Here is a 25212-nt window from a genome sequence, read left to right on the forward strand (position 1 = left end):
ATCTCCTGTCTAACGCCGGAAACACGCCGTTCTGACAGGAGGGCCCTACTTTTTTTGGGCGTTTCTGGCATAATCCGGCCACTTTTTTCGCTGTAGTAGTTTTCAAAGCTCTACTACAAAACGTTTGGAGCACTCGGCCGCAGGCCGGATGGGGAATCTCATGACGCAAGCCAACAACACCGTCTACACCGACCTGAGCGTCGATGAGCTGGTAAAAGAAGCGCTGAACCGCGGTGAAGGCGAGCTGGCCGATACTGGCGCGCTGGTCGTGAAAACCGGTCACCGTACCGGTCGTTCGCCGGTGGATCGTTTCATCGTCGAAGAGCCGTCCACTCAGGACGCCATCGCCTGGGGCCCGATCAACCGCAAGTTCCCGGCCGACAAGTTCGATGCCCTGTGGGACCGCGTCGAGGCGTTCAACAACGCCCAGGATCACTTCGTTTCCTACGTTCACGTAGGCGCGGCTGCCGATCACTACCTGCCAGTGAAGATGACCACCCAGACTGCCTGGCAGAACCTGTTCGGTCGTTGCCTGTTCATCAATCCTGAACAGTACAACCCTGCTGGCCGTGATCAGTGGCAAGTGCTCAACGTTGCCAACTTCGAGTGCGTGCCTGAGCGTGACGGCACCAACTCCGATGGTTGCGTGATCCTCAACTTCGCCCAGAAGAAAGTCCTGATCGCCGGCATGCGTTACGCCGGTGAAATGAAAAAGGCCATGTTCTCGGTACAGAACTTCCTGCTGCCGGCTGCCGACGTGCTGCCAATGCACTGCGCCGCCAACATCGGCGAAGAGGGCGACGTGACCCTGTTCTTCGGTCTGTCGGGTACCGGCAAGACCACCCTGTCGGCTGACGAAAGCCGCTACCTGATCGGCGACGACGAGCACGGTTGGGGCGAAGGCGTTGTCTTCAACATCGAAGGTGGCTGCTACGCCAAGTGCATCGACTTGTCCGAGAAGAACGAGCCGGTCATCTGGAAAGCCATCAAGCACGGCGCAGTACTGGAAAACGTCGTCATCGACGATGCCAAGCACGCCGACTACACCGATGTCAGCCTGACCCAGAACAGCCGCGCCGCCTACCCGCTGGAGCACGTTGCCAAGCGTTCCGAGAAGAACCTCGGTGGCGAGCCTAACGCGGTCATCTTCCTGACCTGCGACCTGACCGGCGTGCTGCCGCCAGTGTCGATCCTCAACGAAGAACAAGCGGCCTACCACTTCCTGTCCGGCTACACCGCTCTGGTGGGCTCGACCGAAATGGGCTCGGGCAGCGGCATCAAGTCGACCTTCTCCACCTGCTTCGGCGCGCCGTTCTTCCCGCGTCCGGCTGGCGAATACGCAGAGCTGCTGATCAAGCGTATCCGCGGTTTCGGCTCCAAGGTCTACCTGGTCAACACCGGCTGGACCGGCGGTGGCTACGGTGTGGGCAAGCGCTTCAACATCCCGACCACCCGCGCGGTGATCGCAGCGATCCAGAGCGGCGCCCTGATCGGCAGCGAAACCGAGCACCTGGACACCATCAACCTCGACGTGCCACTGGCCGTACCGGGCGTTGAAACCAACCTGCTCAACCCACGCAACACCTGGGCTGACCAGGCTGCTTACGATGAAGCTGCAAAAGCCCTGGCTGGCTTGTTCATCGAAAACTTCAAGAAGTTCGAAGTGTCCGACGCCATCAAGGCTGCTGGCCCACAGCTGTAAGCTGAAGCCTGCGTAAACAAGAAGCCGCCCTCAGGGGCGGCTTTTTGTTTTCCGGCTGTTCAATCATGGCCATTGTTGCCTGGCATGCAGCACCCGGATGATCTCGACGCAGTCTTCCACCACGCGATAGATCATTAAGTAGTTGGGACGAACCACGATTTCATGCGTACCGGGAAATCTTCCCGCTTTGTACATCGTCGGTGAGTATTGCGCTTTCCGGGCTTTGCTTTCAAAAGCCTCGTCCAGCGCGATTGCCGCTTCCGGGTTGTCGGCTGCAATGTGGTCCATGATCAGTTCGCGGTCGCTCAGTGCCATGGCTCGCCACACCAGTCTCATCAATGCGAACGAGCTTTCAGCGCTGCGCGGCGCTCGGCGAACAAGCGGCGAGCTTCATCATCCTCGATTGACGGAGTAGTGTCCTGCAGGCTGGCTTCGACTTGTGCGCTGAACCAGGTTTCGTAGGCCGCCGCTTCATGTGCTGTTTTAAGGGCCTGGGCACGATCAGGTCTTTGATAGGTCTGGAGTGTCTCGGGGTCGTAGCTGGAAGTGTCGACCTTGAAGTAGTCAATGCCTAGCGCCTGGAGATAGCTCACCAGCGTCTCGAGTTTTTTGAACAACCGGACATTGCCACTGCGTTGTGCAGTGAGTATGTGCTCCTGGTCCCTGGCGGAGACTTGAACAGCCCAGCCCCCCGCTTGCGCGACTACATGCGTGGTGTTGATGCAGCCAATCTCGACCATCTTGCTGAGTTCGGCATGGTCCATGTTATGAGTTGGCATGGGTGAATGTCTCTGCTTCATAAGGTCGATCCATGCTATGCAATCTATAGTTGATTGCAACTATAGGGCTTCTGAAGTGTTTGTGGGAAGCTTCGCACTCTTCCACAAGTGTCTCAGGTCCCTCATGTCCGAACTCCCACAACGCCAAGCCTTCCGCCATCTGCACCCGATCCTCAGCCGCTGGCAGGACAGCGACCTCAATGGTCATATCGCCGGTGCCACGGTTTACGCCTACTTCGACACTGCGATCCAGGCCTACCTGCTGCAACAGGCCGGGCTGGATTTGCAGGAAGGCGAGGTGGCCGGGTTCGTGGTCAGTTCGGCGGCGGATTTTTTCGCCTTGCCGGCCTTCCCCGACACCCTTGAAGTCGGCCTGCGGGTGGCACGCCTGGCGGGCAGTTCGGTGGAGTACCAGTTGGCGTTGTTCCGGGTCGAGGACGGGCAGCCTTGCGCGGCCGGCAAGGTGGTGCAGGTGTTCGTCGAGCGCGAGTCAGGGCGGCCGGCGCAGTTGCCGGCCACGCTGCAGGCGGCACTGGAGCGCTTGCAAGGCTGAGACCGCTCAATCGTTGAGGCGGATGATGCCTTCGCGTACGGCAAACAGCACCAGGCCGGGTACATCGTGAATCTGCAGGCGATGCATGATCTGCGAGCGGTGCGCCTCGATAGTCTTCACGCTCAGGCCGAGGCCGTCGGCAATCGAGCGGGTCGACTCGCCGCGGGCAATCAAGCGCAGGATTTCCAGCTGGCGCGCAGTCAACTGCATCGTGGTGCTGCCGTTGGGACGCTTGCGGCTGTGCTTCACCGCCTGGCCAATGACCATCGGCAGCACCGCTGACGACAGGTACTGGCCGCCGTTTTTCAGCGCCTGCAGGGCTTGCTCCAGCTCCAGTACGGTGGCGCTCTTGAGCAGAAACCCGTGAGCACCCAGCTGCAGGCAACGCATGACGAAGTCCAGCTCCGAGCGCGACGAGAGCATCAATACATGGCTTGAGGGCACGCGCAAAAACAGCTCACGCAGGATCTGCTCGCTGTCGAGGGTGTCGGCGGTCATGTCCAGCAGGATGATGTCGGGCTTGAGCTTCTCGGCCAGGGCGACAGCGGTCATGCCGTCGCCTGCGTCACCGACTACGGCGTATTGTTTTTTTTGTTCGAGCAGCGCTCGCAGGCCCGCTCGAAAGAGCGGCGAGTCATCGGCAAGTAGTATTCGGCAAAGCATGGGTTCGAGCCTGTTTCGCAAAAGAAGAGGGGCGGCAGGTTTGCTCGGTCCGGATGAGCGCTGCCGCGCGGTGGCGCGATCAGTATCGGGGGCCTGCCGCAGGTCCCGACAGCGCCGGCCATCATAGGCGTTCGAACACCGAGGGCAGGATCGGCCGCAAGGGCAGGTCGAGGCCGTGGATGCTCTCGCTATGCCCGATCAGCAGCAGGCCACCCGGGCGCAGGCAGGCCAGCAGGCGATGAACCACGCGCTGCTTCTCATCCTGACTGAAATAGGTCAGCAAATTGCGCAGAAAAATCACATCGAACAGGCCCAGGTCGGTGGGCAGCGACTGGATCAGGTTGATCGGGCGAAACCGCAGGCGCTCGCGCAGGGACGCCACCATGCGCATGCGCCCGGCCATTTCGCCGACGCCGCACAAGCAGTAGCGTTGCAGCCAGCCTTCGGGAAAGTAACGGGCCTGGGCGACGTCATAGATGCCTTCGCCTGCCTGCTCGAGCAGGTTGCGGCTGACGTCGCTGGCCAGCACGCTCCAGTCGTCGTTCACGGCGTGTTCGCTGGCGACCATGGCCAGGCTGTAGGCTTCTTCGCCAGAGGCGCAGGCAGCGCTCCAGAGCCTTAACGGGCGGGGCATGTCGCGCAGCCACTGGGCGAGGAATTCGAAATGGCGATGTTCGCGGAAGAAGTAGCTGTCGCGGGCAACCAGCAGGTCGAGCACCCGCTGTTGTTCCTGCTGCTGATCAGGCTGTTCGACCAGATGCAGGTACTGTTCGAAGGAGGCCAGTTGCAGGTGCCGCAGGCGCTTTCCCAGGCGCGCTGCCACGGCGGCGCGGCGGTCGGCGGCGAGGAACACGCCGGTGCGCTGGCTGACCAGGGTGCGAAAGCGCAGGAACTGGGCTTCGCTCAGTAACGGAGGGCGGCTGCCGGCAGGCATCTCACACCCCTCGTGCACAGGGCAATCGGGCCGTCTTTGCGTGATAGCTGCGCATTCCCTGCGTCCATTGGCTGATTGGGAACGGCCGATGATAGCTACTGGCTATAACCGCCAGAATCGGGGTTGCCCCTAGGTCACAGGTGGCTGGCAAGCAGAAGGGAATTCAGGGCCTGCCGGGACTGGCCGGAAGATCGGCCTGCAGGGCTTGATCGGTAACGCGCGGGGTGATGCAGCGATCCCTGCCCATGGGGGCAGGGACTAGGAGTTTGGCTTAAGCCCGACAGGCTTCAGCGGTGACGCCAGTGCTTTTTGTGCTTGCGGTGGCCGTAGTGGTGGCCACGGTCGTAGTAACGACGGTCGTCGTAGCCGCGACGGTAGCGACGGTCATCGCGCTCGTCTTCATCGGCCTTGTTGCCCATGTAGTTACCCAGCGCGCCGCCGGCACCACCGCCTGCGGCCGCACCGATATAGCTACCGGTGGTGCCGCCCATGCTGCGGCCGACCACGTTGCCGCCGGCTGCGCCCAGGGCACCACCGATTGCGGCTTCACCGCGCTGGCGCTTGTCGGCACCGACCGCACTGCCGGCTGCGCCACCCAGGCCCGCACCGATTGCACCGCCGGTGCTGCCGCCGATCGACTGACCGACCACCGAGCCCAGTACCCCACCCAATGCGCCGCCAATACCGGCTTCGGTGGTGCCACCTGCCGAGGCAACGCCGCTGAGCAGGCCAAGAGACAACAACAGAATCGAGGAGTACTTCATCAAGAAAGCCTCATAGGGATGACGAGGCGATCCTGAGGCTGGGGAGGGGGGCTGGCAAACGAAATCCGACGAGTAACACGAGTTGTACACAATTTTCTAAGTTACTGTTTTCACTGTGAAACTTTATCGTTTTTCGCGTGTCTGAGCTTACTTGGAACGCGGCCCTGACAGTGATGTCAGGGCCTTTTTTGTGCCTGTTTGCCGCCGATTCTGTCAGAGGATCCGGGCGTTGTCGCTGGCAGGTTGCAACTGGATCGCGACGAACTTGGAGGTCGGCGTGTGGCTGCCATCGCCCACGCTCTCCAGCGGCACCAGCGGGTTGACCTCCGGATAGTAGGCCGCCGCCTGGCCGGCCGGAATATCGAAGGCCAGCAGGGTGAAGCCCTTGACCCGCCGCTCGCGACCATCGCTCCACAACGAGACGATATCGGCCTTGTCCCCGGGGTGGAAGCCCAGGCGGACGATGTCGGCTTCATTGGCGAACAGCACGTTGCGCTGGCCCTTGACCCCACGGTAGCGGTCATCCAGGCCATAGATGGTGGTGTTGTACTGATCGTGCGAGCGCATCGATTGCATGATCAGGTCCGGCACCTGGCCGCTGGCGCGCACACGCTCGTGCAGCAGGTCGTCCGGCAGGGCGTTGGCCTTGAAGTTGGCCCGGCCGCTGGCGGTCTTCCATTGCCGCTGGCCGGCGCTGTTACCCAGGTAGAAGCCGCCCGGGTTTTGCAGGCGCTGGTTGAAGTTGTCAAAGCCGGGGATGGTCTGGTCAATCAGGTCGCGGATGCGCCCGTAATCGGCGATCAGCCAGTTCCAGTCCACAGGCTTGGCACCGAGGGTGGCGTTGGCAATCCCGGCGATCACTGCAGGCTCTGAGCGCATTTGCCGCGACAGTGGCTGCAACTGGCCGTTGGAGGCGTGGACCATGCTGAACGAGTCTTCCACCGTTACTGCCTGCGGGCCTTGGCCCTGCAGGTCGATATCGGTCCGGCCCAGGCACGGCAGAATCAGCGCCTGCTTGCCATGCAGCAGGTGGCTGCGGTTGAGCTTGGTGCTGATCTGCACGGTCAGCGCGCAGTTGCGCAGGGCCTGGGCGGTGCGTTCGGTGTCCGGGGTGGCCTGGGCGAAGTTGCCGCCCAGGGCGATGAATACCTTGGCCTGGCCGTCGGCCATGGCGCGGATCGCCTCGACGGTGTTGTGGCCATTGTGGCGCGGTACCTTGAAGCCGAAGCGGCGCTCCAGGGAATCGAGCAGGGCCACCGGCGGCCGTTCGTTGATGCCCATGGTGCGGTCGCCTTGCACGTTGCTGTGGCCACGCACCGGGCACAGGCCGGCACCGGGAACGCCGAGGTTACCGCGCAGCAGCATCAGGTTGGCGATTTCCTGGATGGTCGCCACCGAATGGCGATGCTGGGTGATGCCCATGGCCCAGCACATGATGACCTTCTTGGCCTTGCAGTACATGCGCGCGGCTTGCTCGATCTCGGCCAGGGTCAGGCCCGACTGCGCGGTGATCTGCTCCCAGGAGGTGGCGTCGACCGCGGCCAGGTAGCCCAGTACGTCCTGGGTGTGCTGGTTGAGAAAGTCGTGATCGAAGATTGCCGGGGCACCGCTGGCCTGGGCTTCACGCTCCCACTGCAATAGGAACTTGGCCATGCCGCGCAGCACCGCCATGTCGCCGCCCAGGGCTGGGCGGAAGTAGGCGGTGTTGGTCGGGCGGTCGCCGTTGGTGAGCATTTCCAGCGGGTGCTGCGGATGCTGGAAGCGTTCCAGGCCGCGTTCTTTCAGCGGGTTGACGCAGACCACCTGGGCGCCGCGCTTGACCGCTTCGCGCAGCGGTTCGAGCATGCGCGGGTGGTTGGTGCCGGGGTTCTGGCCCCACACGAAGATCGCGTCGGCATGTTCGAAATCGTCGAAAGTCACCGTGCCTTTACCGACCCCGACACTCTGCCCCAGGGCCACGCCGCTGGCCTCGTGGCACATGTTCGAGCAGTCGGGGAAGTTGTTGGTGCCGTAGGCGCGCACAAACAGTTGGTACAGGTAGGCCGCCTCGTTGCTGGCCCGGCCAGAGGTATAGAACTCGGCCTGGTCCGGGCTTTCGAGCTGTTGCAGGTGTTCGGCGATCAGGGCGAAGGCGCCATCCCAGTCGATTGGTTGGTAGCGGTCGGTGCTGGCGTCGTAGACCATCGGTTCGGTCAGCCGGCCCTGGTATTCGAGCCAGTAGTCGCTCTGGGCCAGCAGCGAAGTGACGCTGTGGCGGGCGAAGAACGCGGCATCGACGCGGCGCTTGGTCGCTTCCCAGTTCACTGCCTTGGCGCCGTTTTCGCAGAACTTGACCATGCCGCTTTCCGGCGAGTCGCCCCAGGCGCAGCCAGGGCAGTCGAAGCCGCCGTTCTGGTTGGTCTTGAGCAGCGCGCGGATGTTCTTCAGGGCATTGTCGCTGCCGATCCAGGCCTGGGCCACGCTGCGCAGCGCGCCCCAGCCGCCAGCGGCGCCGTGGTAGGGTTTGTAGCGGGGCACAGGCTTGTGGTCGGCTTGGTGATGCAGGCTCACGTTCGGTTCTCCCGCACGGGGCTGTACACCCGTGGTGCGCTGTGTTTGGGCAGATGAATAAGGTTGAGGTTGTGCCGCCGTGCCCACTGCAGGGCCAGGCCGGTAGGCGAGGACAGGCTGACCAGGGTCTGGATGCCGGCGCGCAGCACCTTCTGGATCAACTCCAGGCTGCAGCGGCTGGTGACGATCGCCAGGCCGCCGTCGAGGCTGATGTGCTGGCGCACCAGGGCACCGATCAACTTGTCGAGGGCGTTGTGCCGGCCGATGTCTTCGCGGCCCAGAAGGATCTCGCCCTGGTTGTTCATGAACAGTGCCGCATGCACCGCGCCGCAGTGCTGGCCCAGGGGCTGGAAGGCATCCATGCGCTGGCGCAGGCCGGCCAGCCATTGCTCGGGTGGCAGCGGCGCACCGGGCAGCACGGCAAGGTCGGGCAGCGCCTGCTCCACCGCCTCTACACCGCACAGGCCACAGCCACTGGTGCCGGCCAGTTGCCGGCGCTGGGTCTTGAGGTTCCAGAAGGCGCGGTTGGCAATCTCGACTTCGGCATGCACGGCAGAACCGTTGCCGGTGAACTTGACGTCGTAGATCTCGTTGGCCGAAGCGATGATGCCGCTGCCGATGCTGAAGCCGACGATAAAGTCTTCAAGGTCCGTGGGGCTGACCAGCATCACGGCCTGGCTGATGCCGTTATAGGCGATCGCCAGCGCGACTTCCTCGGCCAGTGCGGTATGGGCCTGGCTGTCGTCGTCAAGGTGGCAGTAGTCGTAGGTGTTGCTGGCCGCGGGCGCAGTCACAAGCGGGGTGGACGCCGCACAGGCCGGGGGTTTAGTGCTCATCAGCAGAGGTACCGGCGGCTGTTCAGCTTTAAGCCTAGGCTTGCGCTCGGGTATCGTCTAATCGCTAATGCTGATGCTTTGATAGACGGCGTCGATCAAGCCTCGCCGCGCAGCGCTTGATATTCGCCCAGGCACACCTCGGCCAGGGCCGAGCGCGGCGCCGTGCGGCGCATGATCAGGCCCAATGGTGCCAGGGTGCAGGCCTGTTCGATCGGTTGCAGGCGCAGCCGTTCGGTGAGCGCTTCCAGCCCTGCCGCCAACGGCATGATCGCGCAGCACAGGCCGCCGCTGACGGCCTGGGCCAACTGATGGACGGCATCGGTCTGCAGCAACAGCTGCGGGGTCAGGCCGCGGCTGTGGAAGTTATGGTCGATCGACTGGCGAAAATGCATGCCGGCGGTGAGCAAGCCCAGCGGCAGTTCGGTCAGCTGTTGCCAGCTTAGGGGCTGCTCGTCGAAGCGGAAATGATCTGGATCATATAAAAGCCCCATGCGCGTCTCGCCCAGCGGCAGCGCCTGGAAGCGTTCGTGGTCGAGCCGGTCGAGGTATGACACGCCCAGGTCCAGCTGGTTGCTGGTCAGCTGTTCGAGGATCTGCTCGGAGCTCAGGGCGCTGAGTTCGAAGCGCAGTTCCGGGTGCTGCTGGTGCATGCGCCGTAACAATGGCAAGGGGTCGAAGCTCGACAACGGCACCACGCCCAGGCGCAGGGTACCGACCAGGTGGCCACGGCAGGCGGCCGCTTCGGCGTTCAGGCCATCGTAGGCGGCGATCACCGAGCGCGCCCAGGCCAGCACCCGCTCGCCCTGGGCGGTGAAACCCTCGAAGCGCTGGCCACGGTTGACCAGGGCCAGGTCCAGCTCTTGCTCCAGGTTGCGCAAGCGCATCGACAGGGTTGGCTGGGTCACGTGGCAGCGGGCGGCGGCCTGGCCGAAGTGGCGGGTTTCATCCAGGGCGATGAGGAATTTGAGTTGTTTGATGTCCATCGTCGCTCCACGGCGCAAAGCAGGCGAAGCATTCTAACCTGTCCTAGACTCCAGGCTCCGAGATTCATCACCAAGGAGAGCGGTATGAGCATTTTCAGTTTCGTCAAAGAAGCAGGCGAGAAACTTATCGACCTGTTGACCCCGGGTAATGCCAATGCCAGCGAGCAGTTGAAGGAGCATGTCTCCAAGGTAGGCTTGGGCAATCCGAACATTCAGACAACTGTCGAGGGCAGCAAGGTGACCGTCACCGGCGAGGTGGCGACCCAGGAAGAGAAGGAAAAAATCCTCCTGGCCCTGGGCAACATTGCAGGTGTGGAGTCGGTGGATGACCAGATCACCGTTACCGGCCCGGTTGTTGCGGCGGCCCGCTTCGTCGTGGTCAAGAAAGGCGACACCCTGAGCGCCATTTCCCTGGCCGTGTACGGCAATGCCAACCAGTACAACAAGATTTTTGAAGCCAACAAGCCGCTGCTCAGCCACCCGGACAAGATCTACCCGGGCCAGACCCTGCGCATCCCCGAGTAATCACAACCCTTCGAGCAACGCCCGGTAGTCGTCCACCGCGGCGAACTCTTCGGTATCCCGCGGCCCTTTGCGGCTATCGGGCTGGCGCACCGCAAGCAGGTGCGCCACGCCGAAGTCGCGGGCGCTGCGCAGGATCGACAAGGTGTCGTCGATAAACAGGCTGCGTTGCGGGCTGAAGCCGATATCGGCCTGCAGGGCGCTCCAGAACTGCGGGTTCTCCTTGGGGTAGCCGTAGTCATGGGAGCTGATCAGGCGCTCGAAGTAAGGCGCCAGCTCCACCCGCTCCAGTTTCAGCGACAGCGAATCGCGATGGGCGTTGGTGATCAGGATCACCCGCTTGCCGGCCTGTTTGATCGCCTGCAAAAAGGTGTCGGCATCCGGGTGCAGGGCGATCAGGTGGGCGGTCTCAAGCTTCAGCTCGCGCACCGGGAGGTTCAGCTCGCGGCTCCAGAAGTCCAGGCAGTACCAGTTCAGCGAGCCGGCGTGCTGCTCGAACAGCGGCTGCAGCTCGAGCTCGGCCATGGCCCGGCTGATGCCGTGCAGTTCGGCGTAGCGCTGGGGTAGCTGTTCGAGCCAGAAATGGTTGTCGAAGTGCAGGTCGAGCAGGGTGCCGTCCATGTCCAGCAGGACGGTATCGATGGTGGACCAGGCTAAAACGGGCATATGAAATTCTCGAACAGTCATTAGGCAGCGGCCGGGCAAGCCACGGTATAGTAACCCGTTCACGCCAAGGAGCCGCCCCATGCGCCAGAAACCCACCGTCCTCTCTCGCGAGATCGTCGCCAGCAGTCGCCTGTTTCGCGTCGAAGCCGTGCAATTGCGCTTTGCCAACGGCGCCGAGCGCACCTATGAGCGCCTGGTCGGGCGCGGCAACGGTTATGGCGCGGTGATGATCGTGGCGATGCTCGACGCCGAGCACGCGGTGCTGGTGGAGGAGTACTGCGGCGGCACCGACGAGTACGAGCTGTCGTTGCCCAAGGGCCTGATCGAGCCGGGCGAAGACGTGCTGGCGGCGGCCGACCGAGAGCTCAAGGAAGAAGCAGGTTTCGGTGCCCGGCAACTGGAGCACCTGACCGAGCTTTCGCTGTCACCGGGTTACATGAGCCAGAAGATCCAGGTGGTGCTGGCCACCGACCTCTACGAGGAACGCCTGGAAGGCGATGAGCCCGAGCCGATGCGTGTCGACAAGATCAACCTGCGCGAGCTCTCGGCCCTGGCCCAGCATCCGCAGTTTTCCGAAGGCCGGGCCCTGGCGGCGCTGTACCTGGTGCGCGACTTGCTGAGCCAGCGTGGGGTGTTCCCGCTATGAACGATATTGAACTGATGCAGCACGTGGTGGAGCTGGCTCGCCAGGCGGGCAAGGCCATTTTGCCGTTCTGGCGTGCCGATGTGGCGGTGACGGCCAAAGCCGACGAATCGCCGGTCACCGCCGCCGACCTGGCTGCCCATGACGTCATTGCCGAGGGTTTGCGCGCCCTGGCGCCGCAGATCCCGGTGTTGTCGGAAGAGGACTGCGATATTCCCCTGGGCGAACGGCAAGGCTGGCAGCGCTGGTGGCTGGTCGATCCGCTGGATGGCACCAAGGAATTCATTGCCGGCACTGAAGAATTCACCGTCAACATCGCTCTCATCGAGCAAGGCCAGGTGGTGTTTGGCGTGGTGGCGATTCCCACCAACGGGCGTTGCTATTACGGCGGCAAGGGCTTCGGGGCCTGGCTGGCGGAAGCGGGCGGCGTGCCTAAGGCCATCAGCGTGCGCAACGCGCCGACTGCGGGTGAGCGATTTACCGTGGTTGCCAGCCGCCGGCACTCCAGCCCGCAACAGGAAGCCTTGCTGGCCGGCCTGAGCCAGTCGGTAGGGGAGCTGGAGCTGGCCAATATCGGCAGTTCGCTGAAGTTCTGCTTATTGGCTGAGGGCATTGCCGATTGCTACCCGCGCCTGGCACCGACCTCGCAGTGGGACACCGCAGCAGCCCAGGGCGTGCTCGAAGGCGCCGGCGGCGAAGTGCTTGGCCTCGATGGCCAGGCCTTCGTCTACCCTGCGCGCGAGTCCTTGCTCAACCCGTTCTTCCTGGCCTTGCCGGCGGCCGCGCCGTGGCGCGACAAGCTGCTGCAACAAGCCCTAGCGGTGTAGCACGTACTGGCCGCTGAATAGCACGGCAGCCTCGCTGCTGCCGGCATTGCTGACCTGGGTGTGCAGGTTCAGCCGCGCCCGGCCCCGGCGCTGATAGGTGGCGATGAAACGCTCCCAGACCTTCTCCTCCGGTGCCGCGCAGGTGGCGATGGCCGCGCCGGTGACCGGCAGCGGATAACTGATCTGGCCTTCCTGGATGACGATATGCCCGTCATCGACCCCCGCTTCGCGCAGCCTCAGGTGCAGCCAGCCCCAACCGACCAGCACCGCCGCGCAGTACAGGCTGCCGCCGAACATGGTGCTCTTGTGGTTGACGTTGGCCTCCAGCGGTAGCTGCAGGCGCAGGCAATGTTGCTGCCAGTCGAGCACCTGCAGGCCCATTTGCCGGGTCAGCGGGATGTCGCTGTGCAGTACCGATTCGAGGTAGTGGCTGTCCGTGCTCATGGACGGTTGTCCTCCAGGTCATCGCTGTGATGGTTGTCGCCGAAGCTCAGGCCGTGTTTACGCAGCTTGTCGTGCAGGGTCTTGCGCGGGATGCCGAGGGCCTCGGCCAGGCTGCGTAGTGAACTGTGCGAGCGCGCCAGCTCCGCGGCGATCAGCGAGCGTTCGAACTGCTCGACCTGTTCGCTGAGGTTGCCGCTGCCGATGCTGGCCACGGGACCGTCGGCCGCAGGCGGCAGGTCACCGTCCAGGGCCAGTTCCAGGCCCAGGGCGAAGCGCTCGGCAGCGTTTTGCAGCTCACGGACGTTGCCCGGCCATTCATGGCGCAGCAGCAACGCCCGTTGCGCCGGTTGCAATGCCGGCACTGGCAGGCCGTGGCGCTCGCCGGCGGCGTGGGCAAAGTGCTGGAACAGCACCAGGATGTCTTCGCCGCGCTCGCGCAGCGGCGGAATGCGCAGTGGCGCGACGTTCAGGCGGTAATACAGGTCGGCGCGAAAGCGCCCCTGGTCAGCGGCCTGGCGCAGGTCTTCCTTGGTTGCGGCAATGATGCGGATATCCAGCGGGATCAACTGGTTGCCGCCCAGGCGCTCGACTACACGCTCCTGCAGCAGGCGCAGCAGCTTGACCTGGACATCCAGGCTCATGCTTTCGATTTCATCGAGGAACAACGTGCCGCCGTTGGCGAATTCGAATTTGCCGATGCGACGCTTCTGCGCGCCGGTGAAAGCCCCTGGCTCGTGGCCGAACAGCTCGCTCTCGACCACCGATTCGGCCAGGGCGCCGGCGTTGATGGCCACGAACGGGCCGTCGCGGCGGCTCGACAGGTCGTGCAGGGCGCGGGCCACTACCTCTTTGCCGGCGCCGGTTTCGCCAAGGATCAGCACATCGGCGCGGGTGCCGGCCAATGCGCCAATTTGCTCGCGCAGGCGCAGCATCGGCGCCGAGTGACCGACCAGGCGCGTGCTCAACTCCTGGCGATCGCTCAGGGCCAGGCGCAGGCTGCGGTTGTCCAGCACCAGGCGGCGCAGGGCCAGGGCGCGGCGCACACTGTCGAGCAGGGCATCGCTGGCGAAGGGTTTCTCCAGAAAGTCGTAGGCGCCGGCACGCATGGCCTGCACCGCCAGCGGCACGTCGCCGTGGCCGGTGATCAGCAATACCGGCAGTTCCGGGTCCTGGGCGTGCAGTTGCTGCAGCAACTCAAGGCCGTCGATGCCAGGCATGCGGATATCGCTGACCACCACGCCCGGCCAGTCGCGCTCGATGCGCCCGGCCAGGCCCTGGGCGTCGCTCAGGGGCAGGATCTTCAGCCCGGCGAGGTCGAGGGTCTGGCTCAGCGCCTGGCGCAGGTGCGGGTCGTCGTCGACCAGGATCACCTGCGTGCGGCTGTCGATGAGCGGCTCGGTCGTCATGCCGATGGGTCCTCCGAAGTGGGTAGGGTGGCGCCGGGCTTGGCGATGCGCAGTTGCAGGGTAAGCAGGGCGCCGCCTTCCGGGTGGTTGCCCAGCAGCAGCTCGCCGCCCAGCGCCCGCATCAAGGTATCGCAGATTGCCAGGCCCAGGCCAAGGCCCTGGGTGCGCGTCTTGGTGGTGAAAAACGGCTCGCGGGCGCGGGCCAGGGCCTGGCTGCTGAAGCCCGGACCGTTGTCGCGTATGTACAGGTAGACGTTGCCATCGCGCTGTTCGGCACTGAGCCAGAGTTTGCGCGGGTTGGCTTTTTCGGTCAGCGCGTCGAGGGCGTTGGCCAGCAGGTTGCCGAGCACCTGGCGCAAGCGGGTTTCGCCGGCCTGGACCCACAGGGTTGCCTCTGGCAGGTCGCGCACCAGTTCCACGGCCATTGCCCGCCGACGCTTGGCCAGCAGCGCCAGTGCGTCGTCCAGCGCCGGCTGCAGGGCCACGCTTTCCGGGGCGTGGCGGTCGCGGCGGGCGAAGGCGCGCAGATGGGCGATGATCGAGGCCATGCGCCCGGTCAGTTCGCTGATCAGCTTAAGGTTGCTGCGGGCATCGTCGGTGCGCTGATGATCGAGGAGGATCTCGGCGTTCTCGGCATAGCTGCGGATCGCCGCCAGCGGCTGGTTGAGTTCGTGGCTGATGCTTGCCGACATGGTGCCCAGTACCGACAACTTGCCGGCCTGCACCAGCTCGTCCTGGGCGCGCACCAGTTCTTGCTGGGCCTGTTCGCGCTCCAGCACTTCTTCCTTGAGGCGGCTGTTGAGGCCTTCGAGGTCGGCAGTGCGCTCGATCACGCGCTTTTCCAGCTCCTGGCGGCCGTGGGCTTCAAAGTCGATGCGGTCCATGTAGTGGCGGCGCCGCTGCATGATCAGGCCAAGCAGCAGCATCAGCACCAGCAAGGTGGCGCCGCCGATGGCCACCACCGTGCGTACCGAGCGGTCGATCAGCGTGCGCGGGGCGAGGATGCTGACCTGCCAGCCGGTCTCGTCGATAGCCTGGGTCTGGGTCAGCCAGGCCTTGGGGTCGAGGGTCAGCGGCTTGGGTGACTGGGTCGGGTAGGGCTGGATGGCAACGATGGCTTCGCGCTCGGCGTCGCTCAATGGCCGGGTGGCACGGAAGCGCCAGTCGGGGCGCGAGGTCAGGATCACCACGCCATTGTGGTCGGTCAGCAGCAACTGCTCCGGGGTCTTGCCCCAGAGGGTTTCGGTATGGTCCAGATCGACCTTGACCACCAGCGCGCCGATCACCTGATCGCGGTCGCGCACCGCGGCGGCGAAGAAGTAACCACGCTTGGCCGAGGTAGTACCCTGGCCGAAGAAGCGCCCCAGGCGCCCGGCAATGGCTTCGCTGAAATAAGGGCGGAAGGCAAAGTTGCGGCCGATGAAACTGTCGTGCTTGTCCCAGTTGGAGGCCGCCAGGGTGTTGCCGTTGGCGTCCATCAGGTACATGACTTCGGCGCCGGTCTGGGTGGCGATGTCCTTGAGCAGGCGGTTGGCGTTGGTCAGGGTTTCCAGGCGCAGCGGGTCGGCCAGCACTGCGCGCAGGGCCGGCAGGTCGCCGAGGATCTGCGGCAGGGTTTCGTAACGGTGCAGGGTGCCGAGCAGGTTGGCCACGTAGAGGTCGAGGGTCTGGCGGTTCTGTCCGGCCAGTTCGTCCTGGTAGTGGCGCTCGGCGAGGTGCTGCAACGGCCACAGCAAGGGTGCCAGGCACACGGCAAGGATGGCTAGGCTGCGCCAGCGAGGGCGGCGGGGTACGGGTGGAGTTATGTTCATCGCAACTGCGCCAGAATGATCTGGCGCATTATGCGCTACTTCAGGCAGTCGATCAGCGCCTGCTGCCAGTGCGGCTGGCTGACGTGCCACTCGCGTTGCAGGCGGCTGCAATCGAGGCGCGAGTTCAGCGGGCGGCGAGCCGGGGTCGGATAGTCGCTGGAGGCGATTGGCAACAGCTTGGCGCAGGGCAGGCCTTGAACCTTGAGTTGCTCGCCAATGGCCTGGGCAAAACCGAACCACGAGGTCTCCCCTTGCGCGGTCAGGTGATAGACACCCCAGGCACCGGCCTGGCCAGCCTGCCAGCGTTCGACCAGGGCACGGGTGCTGCGGGCGATGGTGCCCGCCCAGGTCGGCGCGCCGATCTGGTCGGCGACGATGCGCAGCTCGGGCTTATCCTGCAGCAGGCGCTGCATGGTCAGCAGGAAGTTGCGTCCGTGGCGTGAGTACACCCAGCTGGTACGCAGGATCAGATGCTGGCCACCTACCGCGGCAATCGCCTGTTCGCCGGCCAGCTTGCTGTGGCCGTAGACGCCGAGCGGGTTGGGCTCGTCGCCCTCCGTGTAAGGGGTGGCCTTGCTGCCATCGAACACGTAGTCGGTGGAGTAGTGGATCAGCGGAATGCCAAGCTTCGCGGCTTCCTCGGCAAAAATGCCAGGGGCCTGGGCGTTGATCGCAAAGGCCAGATCCGGCTCGTTTTCGGCCTGATCCACCGCAGTGTGGGCCGCGGCGTTGATGATCAGGTCGGGCTTGAGCTGCTGCACCTGGCCACGGATGGCTTCGGGGTACGCCAGGTTGAGCTGGTCACTGCCCAGGACGTGCAACTGCGCCAGGTTGCCCAGTTGCTGTTGCAGCGCCTGGGAAACCTGGCCGTTGCGGCCGGCGATAAGGATGCGCGGTTGGCTGTGCTTCACGGGAACAGGTCTGCCTCATGCAGGAACTTGCCGACCTGGTCCTTGGCTGAAAGCACCGGTGCGCTTTCAAGTTCCCAGTCGATCGCCAGGTCCGGGTCATCCCAGCGGATGCAGCGCTCGGCAGACGGCACATAGTAGTCAGTGGTCTTGTAGAGAAACTCGGCGAAGTCGCTCAGCACCAGAAAACCATGGGCAAAGCCCTTGGGAATCCACAACTGGCGATTGTTCTGGGCCGAAAGCCTGACACTGACCCAACGGCCAAAGGTCGGTGAGTGGCGGCGGATATCGACGGCCACATCCAGCACTTCGCCTGCAGTTACCCGCACAAGCTTGTCCTGGGTATGTTCAACCTGGTAATGCAAACCGCGCAGCACATTTTTTTGTGAGCCGGAATGATTGTCCTGAACAAAGTGGGCATCAATGCCTGTTGCTTCCTGGAACGAGCGCTCATTGAAGCTCTCGAAGAAAAAGCCTCGTTCATCACCGAAGACCTTCGGCTCGATCACAAGAACATCAGGCAGCGCGCTGGCTGTTACTTTCATTAACGTTTCCCTACGAGACCGAACAGGTACTGACCGTAGCCGGTCTTGCCGAACATCTTGCCTCGCTCCAGCAGATGCGCTTCATCGATCCAGCCCTGCTGGTACGCGATTTCTTCAAGGCAGGCGACCTTGAGGCCCTGACGGTGTTCGATGGTCTGCACGTATTGCGATGCTTCCAGGAGACTGTCGTGGGTGCCGGTGTCCAGCCAGGCGAAACCGCGCCCGAGCAACTGGACATTGAGGTCGCCGCGCTTGAGATAGGCGTTGTTGATGTCGGTGATCTCCAGCTCGCCGCGTGGCGAAGGTTTGACCGCCTTGGCGATCTCGACCACGTCGTTATCGTAGAAATACAGGCCTGTCACTGCGTAACTGGACTTGGGTTGTGCCGGTTTCTCTTCGATGGAAAGGGCGCGGCCTTCATCGTCGAATTCGACGACGCCGAAACGCTCCGGGTCCTTGACCCAGTAGCCGAACACGGTGGCACCGGCACCCTGCTGGGCTGCCTTGCGCAACTGCGGAGTGAAGCCCTGACCGTGGAAAATGTTGTCGCCCAGGATCAGGCACACCGAATCATCACCAATGAATTCTTCGCCGATCAGGAAGGCCTGTGCCAGGCCGTCCGGAGAGGGCTGCTCGGCATAGCTCATTTCGATACCGAACTGGCTGCCATCACCCAGCAGTTGCTTGTAGTGCGGAAGATCCTGCGGGGTGGAGATCAGCAGGATTTCGCGAATACCGGCCAGCATCAGTACCGAGATCGGGTAGTAGATCATCGGTTTGTCGTAGATCGGCAGCAGTTGCTTGGAAACACCCAGGGTGATGGGGTGCAGGCGGGTGCCGGAGCCGCCCGCCAGGACGATACCTTTGGTCATGCAATCAGATCCTTGAATTCGCTGGCGCCCAGGCGCTGGCCTTGATAACTGCCGTCTTGTACCCGCTGGCACCATTGCAGGTTGTCCAGGTACCACTGTACGGTCTTGCGCAGCCCGGTCTCGAAGGTTTCTTCGGGAACCCAGCCCAGTTCACGCTCGATCTTGCTGGCATCGATCGCGTAGCGCTGGTCGTGGCCAGGGCGATCCTGAACGTAGGTGATCAGGTCGGCGTAGTTGGCAATGCCAGCCGGACGTTGTGGCGCCAGCTCTTCGAGCAGGGCACAGATGCCGCGTACGACGTCGATGTTCTTCTGCTCGTTGTGGCCGCCAATGTTGTAGGTCTCGCCAACTTTGCCTTCGGTTACCACCTTGAGCAGGGCGCGGGCATGGTCTTCGACGAACAGCCAGTCACGCACCTGCAGGCCGTTGCCATACACAGGCAACGGCTTGCCCGCCAGGGCATTGAGGATCACCAGCGGAATGAGTTTTTCCGGGAAGTGGAACGGCCCGTAGTTGTTCGAGCAGTTGGTGATCAGCACCGGCAGGCCATAGGTGCGCTGCCAGGCGCGGACCAGGTGGTCGGACGCAGCCTTGCTGGCGGAGTAGGGCGAGCTTGGTGCGTAAGGCGTGGTTTCGGTGAACAGGTCATCGACGCCATGCAGGTCGCCATACACTTCGTCGGTGGAAATGTGATGGAAACGGAACGCCGTGCGCTCATCGGCCGGCAGGCTCAGCCAGTAGGCGCGAGTTGCCTCGAGCAGGCTGTAGGTGCCGACGATATTGGTCTGGATGAAGTCCGAAGGGCCGTCGATCGAGCGGTCGACATGCGACTCTGCCGCCAGGTGCATGATCGCATGTGGCTTGAAGCGCTCAAGCACAGCGCTAACGGTGGCCTGATCGACGATATCCGCCTGGACGAACTCATAGCGGGTGTCGGTCGCGATACTGGTCAGCGATTCCAGATTGCCTGCATAGGTCAGTTTGTCGAGGTTGAGCACTTCGTGCTCGGTATTGGTGATCAGGTGACGCACCAGCGCCGAGCCGATAAAGCCGGCCCCGCCGGTGATAAGAATTCGCATGTCGGACTGCCTTTCTTCCGTAACTGACATTGAACTTAGGGTGCACAGCTTGTGGCCGGGTGCAGGCAGGCGCAAGCAAAAAGCGCCGAACAGTCCTTCTTACCCGGGGTGCTCGATAAAACTGAGCAAATGTTGCGCAATTTTAGCCGTTATTCTTGCCAACCGGCACAAGCAGTGGCGATATAGGCAACAAAAAAATGAGGTCCCCCTGCCCATGTCGCTCAGTACCCTGATCCATCGCTCCAGCCAGCCATGCCCTGAAGTCAGTGAACAGCAGGCCGCAACCCTGTTGCAGGAACACTTTGGCTTGAGCGGCTCATTGCAGGCATTGGGCAGCCAGCAAGACCTGAATTTTCTTATCGATTCGGACCATGGGCGCTACGTGCTGAAGGTTTGCCATGGCGCCTATGCCGAGCAGGAACTGCAAGCCCAGCATGCCGCCCTCGGCTTCCTGCGCGATCAGCGGCTGCCAGTGCCTGCGGTGCAGGCTGCCCGATCCGGTGAGCAACTGTTGACGGTGACTGTCGACGGCCAACCGCTACGCGTGCGCTTGCTCGACTATATAGAAGGCCAGTCACTGACCCGCATCAAGCACATGGAGCCGCGCCTGGTAGCTGAGCTCGGCCGCCTGTGCGCGCGGGTCGACCAGGCTCTGGCCAGTTTCACTCACCCGGGCCTTGAGCGCACATTGCAGTGGGATCCGCGTCATGCCCAGGCGTTGATCAATCACCTGTTGCCGATACTGGATAACAACCCGCAGCAAGCCAGGGTAAAAGCCGCCGCAGATCAGGCCTGGGAACATCTGCAGCCGTTGATCAAGGATCTGCCATCGCAAGCCGTGCACCTGGACATCACCGATGACAACGCCGTATGGGCGCGTGATGAGCAGCGCCAGTGGCAACTGCAGGGGGTCATCGATTTCGGCGACCTGATGCACACCTGGCGCATTGCCGACCTCTCGGTCACCTGCGCGGCCTTGCTGCACCACGCCGAAGGCGATCCCCTGCGCATCTTGCCGGCGATCGAGGCTTATCATGCGCTCAACCCGCTGAGCGCCGCCGAACTCAACGCCTTGTGGCCATTGGTGGTGGCCCGCGCTGCGGTGCTGGTATTGAGCAGCGAGCAACAACTGAGCGTCGACCCCGGCAACAGCTATAGCCGGGACAATCTGGCCCATGAGTGGGAAATTTTCGACGTCGCTACCAGCGTGCCTTCCGAACTGATGCAGGCGGCGATTCTGCAGGCGAGCGGGCATGAGCTGCCTGCGCTGGCGCTGGAAGACTCGGCGCCACTCCTGCCTGCCTCGGTGGCCGCCCGGGTGATTGGCGTGGATCTTGGTGTGCTCAGTGAGCATTACCAGGCCGGCAACTGGGAGCAAGCCGGCATTGATCAGCGCGTGCTGGCGCAGCAGGCCAGTGCTTCAGGCGCTGCCAGCAGCCTGTATGGGCAGTACCGCCTGTCGCAGACCCACATCGACAATCCCGCTGAACCTGCGACGTGCGCCCTGCATGTCGAACTGCATCTGCCTTGCGCCACGGTGCTCCAGGCTCCTTGGGCCGGGACCTGGCACCAATATGGCGAAGACAGCGGCTGCCTTGAGGGTAATGAATGCAGCCTGTGGTTGCACGGGCTGGATCAGACGCCGGCCGACGGGGAGGCATTGGCCATCGGACAGTCTCTGGGCACCACTGGCGCAGTGTTGACGGTCCAGTTATGCCGGGTGGCCGGCTTGTATCCGCCAGCTTTTGTCGTGCCTTCGCGGGCCCAGGCCTGGCAGGCACTGTGCCCCTCGCCGCAAGCCATCCTCGGCTTTGCCTGCGACGCCGAACCGCTGGTCGATGCCCAGGCTTTGCTGGCTCGGCGCGATGCCAGTTTCGCCCGCTCGCAAAAACACTATTACCAGCAGCCGCCGCATATCGAGCGCGGCTGGCGCAACTACTTGTTCGACATGCAGGGGCGGGCCTACCTGGACATGCTCAACAACGTTGCGGTGCTCGGCCACGGGCACCCGCGCATGGTCGCCGAGTCGGCGCGGCAATGGTCGTTGCTCAATACCAACTCGCGTTTTCATTATGCCGCCATCGCCGAATTCTCCGAGCGCTTGCTGGCCCTGGCACCGAGCGGCATGGACCGGGTGTTTCTGGTCAACAGTGGCACCGAGGCCAACGACCTGGCGATCCGCCTGGCCTGGGCCTACAGCGGTGGGCGTGACCTGCTGAGCGTACTTGAGGCCTATCACGGCTGGTCGGTGGCCACCGATGCGATTTCCACCTCCATCGCCGACAACCCCCAGGCCTTGAGCACCCGGCCGGACTGGGTTCACCCGGTGATCGCGCCCAACACCTATCGCGGCGCCTACCGTGGCGCCGAGAGCGCCGCCGACTATCTGCGCGACGTCGATGCCAAGCTCGATGCGCTGGCTGCCGAGCAGCGGCAACTGGCCGGGTTCATCTGCGAGCCGGTGTACGGCAATGCCGGCGGCATCTCGTTGCCTGCGGGTTACCTGCAGCAAGCCTATGCCAAGGTGCGGGCGGCGGGCGGGGTATGCATCGCCGACGAAGTGCAGGTCGGCTATGGCCGGCTGGGCACCTGGTTCTGGGGTTTTGAAGAGCAGGGCGTGGTGCCGGACATCATCACCATGGCCAAGGGCATGGGCAACGGCCAGCCACTGGGCGCGGTCATCACCCGCCGGGAGATTGCCGAGGCGCTGGAAGCCGAGGGCTATTTCTTCTCCTCCGCCGGCGGCAGCCCGGTCAGTTGCCGAATCGGCATGGCCGTGCTTGATGTCATGGAAGAAGAAGGGCTGTGGGACAACGCCCGGGAAGTCGGCGGCTACTTCAAGTCACGGCTGCAACAATTGGTCGATAAACATCCGCTGGCGGGTGCCGTGCACGGCTCCGGCTTCTACCTGGGGCTGGAACTGGTGCGTGACCGCCAGAGCCTGGAGCCGGCCAGTGCCGAGACTACCCTTCTGTGCAACCGCCTGCGTGACCTGGGTATCTTCATGCAGCCCACTGGCGATTACCTGAACATTCTCAAGATCAAGCCGCCGATGTGCACCACCCGCGCGAGCGTGGACTTCTTCGTCGACAGCATCGACCGGGTACTGTTGGAAGACCTGTAACCCTTGAGCTAAAGCCGGTTAATCCGATTGTTATCGAATTAACCGGCTTTTTTACGCCTGATATTTTCTATTTGACACTTTTAAAGCCGATATTTATCGGATATAAATGCCTCCATTATCACCAGGGTGGCCTGGCCTTGTTGGCCCGAGCACCTGCCGAGGAGGAATGCATGAGCCGCACTGTCACTGTTGCCGCCACCCAGATGGCCTGCTCCTGGGACCGCCAGGGCAACCTGGAAACCGCCGAGCGGCTGGTCCGCGAAGCGGCTGCCAAGGGCGCGCAGATCATCCTGATCCAGGAACTGTTCGAAACCCCGTACTTCTGCCAGAAGCCCAATCCGGACTACCTGCAACTGGCCACAGCGGTTGAAACCAACGCCGCCATCGGTCATTTCCAGAAGCTCGCCAAAGAGCTGCAGGTGGTGCTGCCGATCAGCTTCTACGAGCTGGCCGGGCGTGCGCGTTTCAACAGCATCGCGATCATCGATGCCGACGGCAGCAACCTCGGTGTGTACCGCAAGACCCACATTCCGGATGGCCCCGGCTACCACGAAAAGTACTACTTCAACCCGGGCGACACCGGCTTCAAGGTCTGGCAGACCCGCTACGCGAAAATCGGCGTCGGCATCTGCTGGGACCAGTGGTTCCCCGAGTGCGCACGCAGCATGGCCCTGCTCGGCGCCGAGGTGCTGTTCTACCCGACCGCCATCGGTAGCGAGCCGCACGACCAGAGCATCTGCTCGCGCGACCACTGGCAGCGTGTGCAGCAAGGTCATGCCGGTGCCAACCTGATGCCGCTGGTGGCCAGTAACCGTATCGGCCGCGAACAACAGGACGGCTACGACATCACCTTCTACGGCTCCTCCTTCATCGCCGACCAGTACGGCGAGAAGGTCCAGGCGCTGAACGAGACCGAGGAGGGTGTGCTGGTGCATACTTTCGACCTCGATAAACTTGAGCACACCCGCAGTGCCTGGGGTACTTTCCGCGACCGTCGTCCGAATCTGTACGGCCCGCTGAAGACCCTCGACGGCGCGCTGCAATCCTGAAAGTTCAGCAAGGATCCTCTATGAAAACGCTTACCAGTACCCCGCGCGCCGACGGCTTCCACATGCCTGCCGAATGGGCGCCACAAACCCAGGTCTGGATGGTCTGGCCCGAGCGCCCGGACAACTGGCGCCTGGGTGGCAAGCCGGTACAGGCTGCCCACGTGACCCTGGCCAAGGCCATCGCCCGTTTCGAGCCGGTGACCGTTGCCGTCTCGGCCGCGCAGTACGACAACGCCCGGGCGCGCCTGGACCTGCCGAACATCCGCGTGGTGGAAATCAGCAACGACGACGCCTGGGTCCGTGATACCGGCCCGACCTTCGTCATCAACGACAGCGGTGAAGTACGCGGCGTCGACTGGGGTTTCAATGCCTGGGGCGGCTTCGAGGGTGGCCTGTACGCGCCGTGGAACCGTGACGAGCAACTGGCCAGCAAGGTGCTGGAGATGGAGCGCTGCCAGCGCTACCACACCGAAGGCTTCGTGCTCGAAGGCGGCTCGATCCATGTCGACGGTGAAGGCACCCTGATCACCACTGAAGAATGCCTGCTCAACCACAACCGCAACCCGCACCTGAACCGCGAGCAGATCGAAGCCATCCTGCGTGACCACCTGGCGGTGGACAGCATCATCTGGCTGCCCGATGGTCTGTACAACGACGAAACCGACGGCCACGTCGACAACTTCTGTTGTTACGTCCGCCCAGGAGAAGTGTTACTGGCCTGGACCGATGATCCGCAAGACCCCAACTATGCACGCTGCCATAGCGCACTTGAGGTGCTGGAAAACAGCCGTGACGCCAAAGGTCGCGCCTTCACCGTGCACAAGATGCCGATTCCGGGGCCGCTGTTCGCCACTGAAGAAGAGTGCGCCGGGGTCGATCCGGTGGCCGGCAGCCAGGAGCGCAACCCGTCGGTGCGCCTGGCTGGCTCCTACGTCAACTTCCTGATCGTCAACGGCGGCATCATCGCCCCGAGCTTCGACGACCCGGCAGATGCCGAGGCTAGAGCGATTCTGGCGCGGGTGTTCCCTGACCATGAAGTGGTCATGATCCCCGGGCGCGAGATGCTCCTGGGCGGCGGCAACATCCATTGCCTGACCCAGCAACAACCGGCGCCAGCCAAAGGCTGAAGTGCAGTAAGAAAACAGCCCGTCGATTGACGGGCTTTTTTATGCGTGGACGACGACCGGCATAGTCTTCTGGCACACCTCTTGTATTTGTTTTGCATTGTATTTCAAACAGATAGACCAGCATGGTTCTGTCACAAAGTTTGAGTAGGTTAGCCGCTCACGGCCCCAGGGAGTACGTGTCGAAATGAATGCAGCAAGTGAGCCGGCTTCGCCCCCATCAGCGGTGAATCACGAGTCCCTCCAGCGCGTGGCGCAATGGTTGAAACACCATGGAGCAAACCGGGTCAGGAAGGCCGATCAGCGTCGCTCGTTACTGGCGCGTTATCCGGCAGGCCTGCTGAGCGAGGCAGAGCTGGAAGCGCTGCTGGGTGATGGCAGCCGCTAGAGGGTTCGGCAACAACAATGAAAAGGGCGGCATTGCCTGA

Annotated in this window: 25 protein-coding genes; 9 read left to right on the top strand and 16 right to left on the bottom strand. The window is 63.2% G+C overall.

Annotated features, from left to right (window positions below; genetic code table 11):
* Window positions 1–160 precede the first annotated feature (160 nt).
* Complete coding sequence (locus JYG36_RS02100; RefSeq protein WP_093378388.1) at window positions 161–1702, top strand: phosphoenolpyruvate carboxykinase; 1542 nt, start codon at window positions 161–163, stop codon at window positions 1700–1702.
* Window positions 1703–1765: 63 nt separating this feature from the next.
* Here JYG36_RS02100 and JYG36_RS02105 read toward each other — a convergent pair whose 3' ends face one another.
* Window positions 1766–2017 (bottom strand): type II toxin-antitoxin system RelE/ParE family toxin, encoded by a 252-nt coding sequence (locus JYG36_RS02105; RefSeq protein ID WP_349629005.1) that lies wholly within the window; start codon window positions 2015–2017, stop codon window positions 1766–1768.
* 20 nt (window positions 2018–2037) lie between these two features.
* A complete protein-coding gene (locus JYG36_RS02110) occupies window positions 2038–2502 on the bottom strand; it encodes a ParC-related protein (RefSeq protein ID WP_230090912.1) in 465 nt (154 codons plus the stop codon).
* A 103-nt stretch (window positions 2503–2605) separates the two neighbouring features.
* Here JYG36_RS02110 and JYG36_RS02115 point away from each other — a divergent pair, with 103 nt between their 5' ends.
* Window positions 2606–3034 (top strand): acyl-CoA thioesterase, encoded by a 429-nt coding sequence (locus JYG36_RS02115; RefSeq protein ID WP_093378395.1) that lies wholly within the window; start codon window positions 2606–2608, stop codon window positions 3032–3034.
* A 6-nt stretch (window positions 3035–3040) separates the two neighbouring features.
* Here the strand turns inward: JYG36_RS02115 and JYG36_RS02120 are convergent, their stop codons facing one another.
* The 6 genes from JYG36_RS02120 to JYG36_RS02145 form a co-directional block, all read right to left on the bottom strand.
* Window positions 3041–3697: a response regulator gene (locus JYG36_RS02120; RefSeq protein ID WP_213602947.1), complete on the bottom strand. Its 657-nt coding sequence runs from the start codon at window positions 3695–3697 to the stop codon at window positions 3041–3043.
* A gap of 121 nt (window positions 3698–3818) precedes the next feature.
* Window positions 3819–4631, bottom strand: a complete 813-nt coding sequence (locus JYG36_RS02125) for a CheR family methyltransferase (RefSeq protein ID WP_093378402.1) — start codon at window positions 4629–4631, stop codon at window positions 3819–3821.
* A gap of 287 nt (window positions 4632–4918) precedes the next feature.
* The gene (locus JYG36_RS02130; RefSeq protein WP_176794206.1) at window positions 4919–5398 is read right to left on the bottom strand and encodes a glycine zipper domain-containing protein; all 480 of its coding nucleotides are present in this window, start codon (window positions 5396–5398) and stop codon (window positions 4919–4921) included.
* A 210-nt stretch (window positions 5399–5608) separates the two neighbouring features.
* Window positions 5609–7945, bottom strand: a complete 2337-nt coding sequence (locus tag JYG36_RS02135) for an FdhF/YdeP family oxidoreductase (RefSeq protein WP_213602949.1) — start codon at window positions 7943–7945, stop codon at window positions 5609–5611.
* Window positions 7942–8781, bottom strand: a complete 840-nt coding sequence (fdhD, locus tag JYG36_RS02140) for a formate dehydrogenase accessory sulfurtransferase FdhD (RefSeq protein WP_213602951.1) — start codon at window positions 8779–8781, stop codon at window positions 7942–7944. Before fdhD ends, JYG36_RS02135 begins: the two co-directional genes overlap by 4 nt.
* A gap of 95 nt (window positions 8782–8876) precedes the next feature.
* Window positions 8877–9764: a LysR family transcriptional regulator gene (locus JYG36_RS02145; protein ID WP_213602953.1), complete on the bottom strand. Its 888-nt coding sequence runs from the start codon at window positions 9762–9764 to the stop codon at window positions 8877–8879.
* 84 nt (window positions 9765–9848) lie between these two features.
* On the opposite strand from JYG36_RS02145, the gene lysM reads away from it, so the two are divergent.
* On the top strand, window positions 9849–10289 hold the full coding sequence (gene lysM, locus JYG36_RS02150; RefSeq protein ID WP_093378408.1) for a peptidoglycan-binding protein LysM: 441 nt from the start codon (window positions 9849–9851) through the stop codon (window positions 10287–10289).
* On the opposite strand, the gene yrfG is transcribed toward lysM, so the two are convergent.
* Window positions 10290–10952 carry a GMP/IMP nucleotidase gene (gene yrfG, locus JYG36_RS02155; RefSeq protein ID WP_213602955.1) on the bottom strand — a complete coding sequence of 221 codons (663 nt, stop codon included), beginning with the start codon at window positions 10950–10952 and terminating at the stop codon, window positions 10290–10292.
* A 79-nt stretch (window positions 10953–11031) separates the two neighbouring features.
* On the opposite strand from yrfG, the gene nudE reads away from it, so the two are divergent.
* Window positions 11032–11598: an ADP compounds hydrolase NudE gene (gene nudE, locus JYG36_RS02160; RefSeq protein WP_038998207.1), complete on the top strand. Its 567-nt coding sequence runs from the start codon at window positions 11032–11034 to the stop codon at window positions 11596–11598.
* Complete coding sequence (cysQ, locus tag JYG36_RS02165) at window positions 11595–12422, top strand: 3'(2'),5'-bisphosphate nucleotidase CysQ (protein ID WP_213602957.1); 828 nt, start codon at window positions 11595–11597, stop codon at window positions 12420–12422. The genes nudE and cysQ overlap by 4 nt, the downstream gene beginning before the upstream one ends.
* Here cysQ and JYG36_RS02170 read toward each other — a convergent pair.
* Genes JYG36_RS02170 through rfbB form a run of 7 tightly spaced genes read right to left on the bottom strand, consistent with a single transcriptional unit; the run spans window position 12411 to window position 19487 of the window.
* Window positions 12411–12866 (bottom strand): YiiD C-terminal domain-containing protein, encoded by a 456-nt coding sequence (locus tag JYG36_RS02170; RefSeq protein ID WP_045201176.1) that lies wholly within the window; start codon window positions 12864–12866, stop codon window positions 12411–12413. The two genes, cysQ and JYG36_RS02170, sit on opposite strands and share 12 nt — an antisense overlap.
* A complete protein-coding gene (locus tag JYG36_RS02175; protein ID WP_093378425.1) occupies window positions 12863–14272 on the bottom strand; it encodes a sigma-54-dependent transcriptional regulator in 1410 nt (469 codons plus the stop codon). The genes JYG36_RS02170 and JYG36_RS02175 overlap by 4 nt, the downstream gene beginning before the upstream one ends.
* On the bottom strand, window positions 14269–16083 hold the full coding sequence (locus JYG36_RS02180; protein WP_213602959.1) for a sensor histidine kinase: 1815 nt from the start codon (window positions 16081–16083) through the stop codon (window positions 14269–14271). The genes JYG36_RS02175 and JYG36_RS02180 overlap by 4 nt, the downstream gene beginning before the upstream one ends.
* A gap of 35 nt (window positions 16084–16118) precedes the next feature.
* Complete coding sequence (gene rfbD, locus JYG36_RS02185; protein WP_213602961.1) at window positions 16119–16994, bottom strand: dTDP-4-dehydrorhamnose reductase; 876 nt, start codon at window positions 16992–16994, stop codon at window positions 16119–16121.
* Window positions 16991–17536 carry a dTDP-4-dehydrorhamnose 3,5-epimerase gene (gene rfbC, locus JYG36_RS02190; protein ID WP_045201180.1) on the bottom strand — a complete coding sequence of 182 codons (546 nt, stop codon included), beginning with the start codon at window positions 17534–17536 and terminating at the stop codon, window positions 16991–16993. The genes rfbD and rfbC overlap by 4 nt, the downstream gene beginning before the upstream one ends.
* Window positions 17536–18408, bottom strand: a complete 873-nt coding sequence (gene rfbA, locus JYG36_RS02195; RefSeq protein WP_093378435.1) for a glucose-1-phosphate thymidylyltransferase RfbA — start codon at window positions 18406–18408, stop codon at window positions 17536–17538. Before rfbA ends, rfbC begins: the two co-directional genes overlap by 1 nt.
* Entirely contained in the window at window positions 18405–19487 is a 1083-nt protein-coding gene (rfbB, locus tag JYG36_RS02200; protein ID WP_213602963.1) for a dTDP-glucose 4,6-dehydratase, read from the bottom strand. Before rfbB ends, rfbA begins: the two co-directional genes overlap by 4 nt.
* 214 nt (window positions 19488–19701) lie before the next feature.
* Between rfbB and JYG36_RS02205 the strand changes: the two genes are divergently transcribed.
* From JYG36_RS02205 to JYG36_RS26570, 4 genes are all read left to right on the top strand, one after another.
* On the top strand, window positions 19702–22611 hold the full coding sequence (locus JYG36_RS02205) for an aminotransferase (RefSeq protein ID WP_213602965.1): 2910 nt from the start codon (window positions 19702–19704) through the stop codon (window positions 22609–22611).
* A gap of 170 nt (window positions 22612–22781) precedes the next feature.
* Entirely contained in the window at window positions 22782–23660 is an 879-nt protein-coding gene (gene aguB / locus JYG36_RS02210) for an N-carbamoylputrescine amidase (RefSeq protein WP_093378447.1), read from the top strand.
* 20 nt (window positions 23661–23680) lie between these two features.
* Window positions 23681–24787, top strand: a complete 1107-nt coding sequence (gene aguA, locus JYG36_RS02215; RefSeq protein WP_195885252.1) for an agmatine deiminase — start codon at window positions 23681–23683, stop codon at window positions 24785–24787.
* Between the two features lie 184 nt (window positions 24788–24971).
* A complete protein-coding gene (locus JYG36_RS26570) occupies window positions 24972–25172 on the top strand; it encodes a hypothetical protein (RefSeq protein ID WP_045201186.1) in 201 nt (66 codons plus the stop codon).
* Window positions 25173–25212: the final 40 nt, after the last annotated feature.

It is taken from the genome of Pseudomonas sp. SORT22, from assembly GCF_018417635.1.
In the GTDB taxonomy this organism is placed as follows: domain Bacteria; phylum Pseudomonadota; class Gammaproteobacteria; order Pseudomonadales; family Pseudomonadaceae; genus Aquipseudomonas.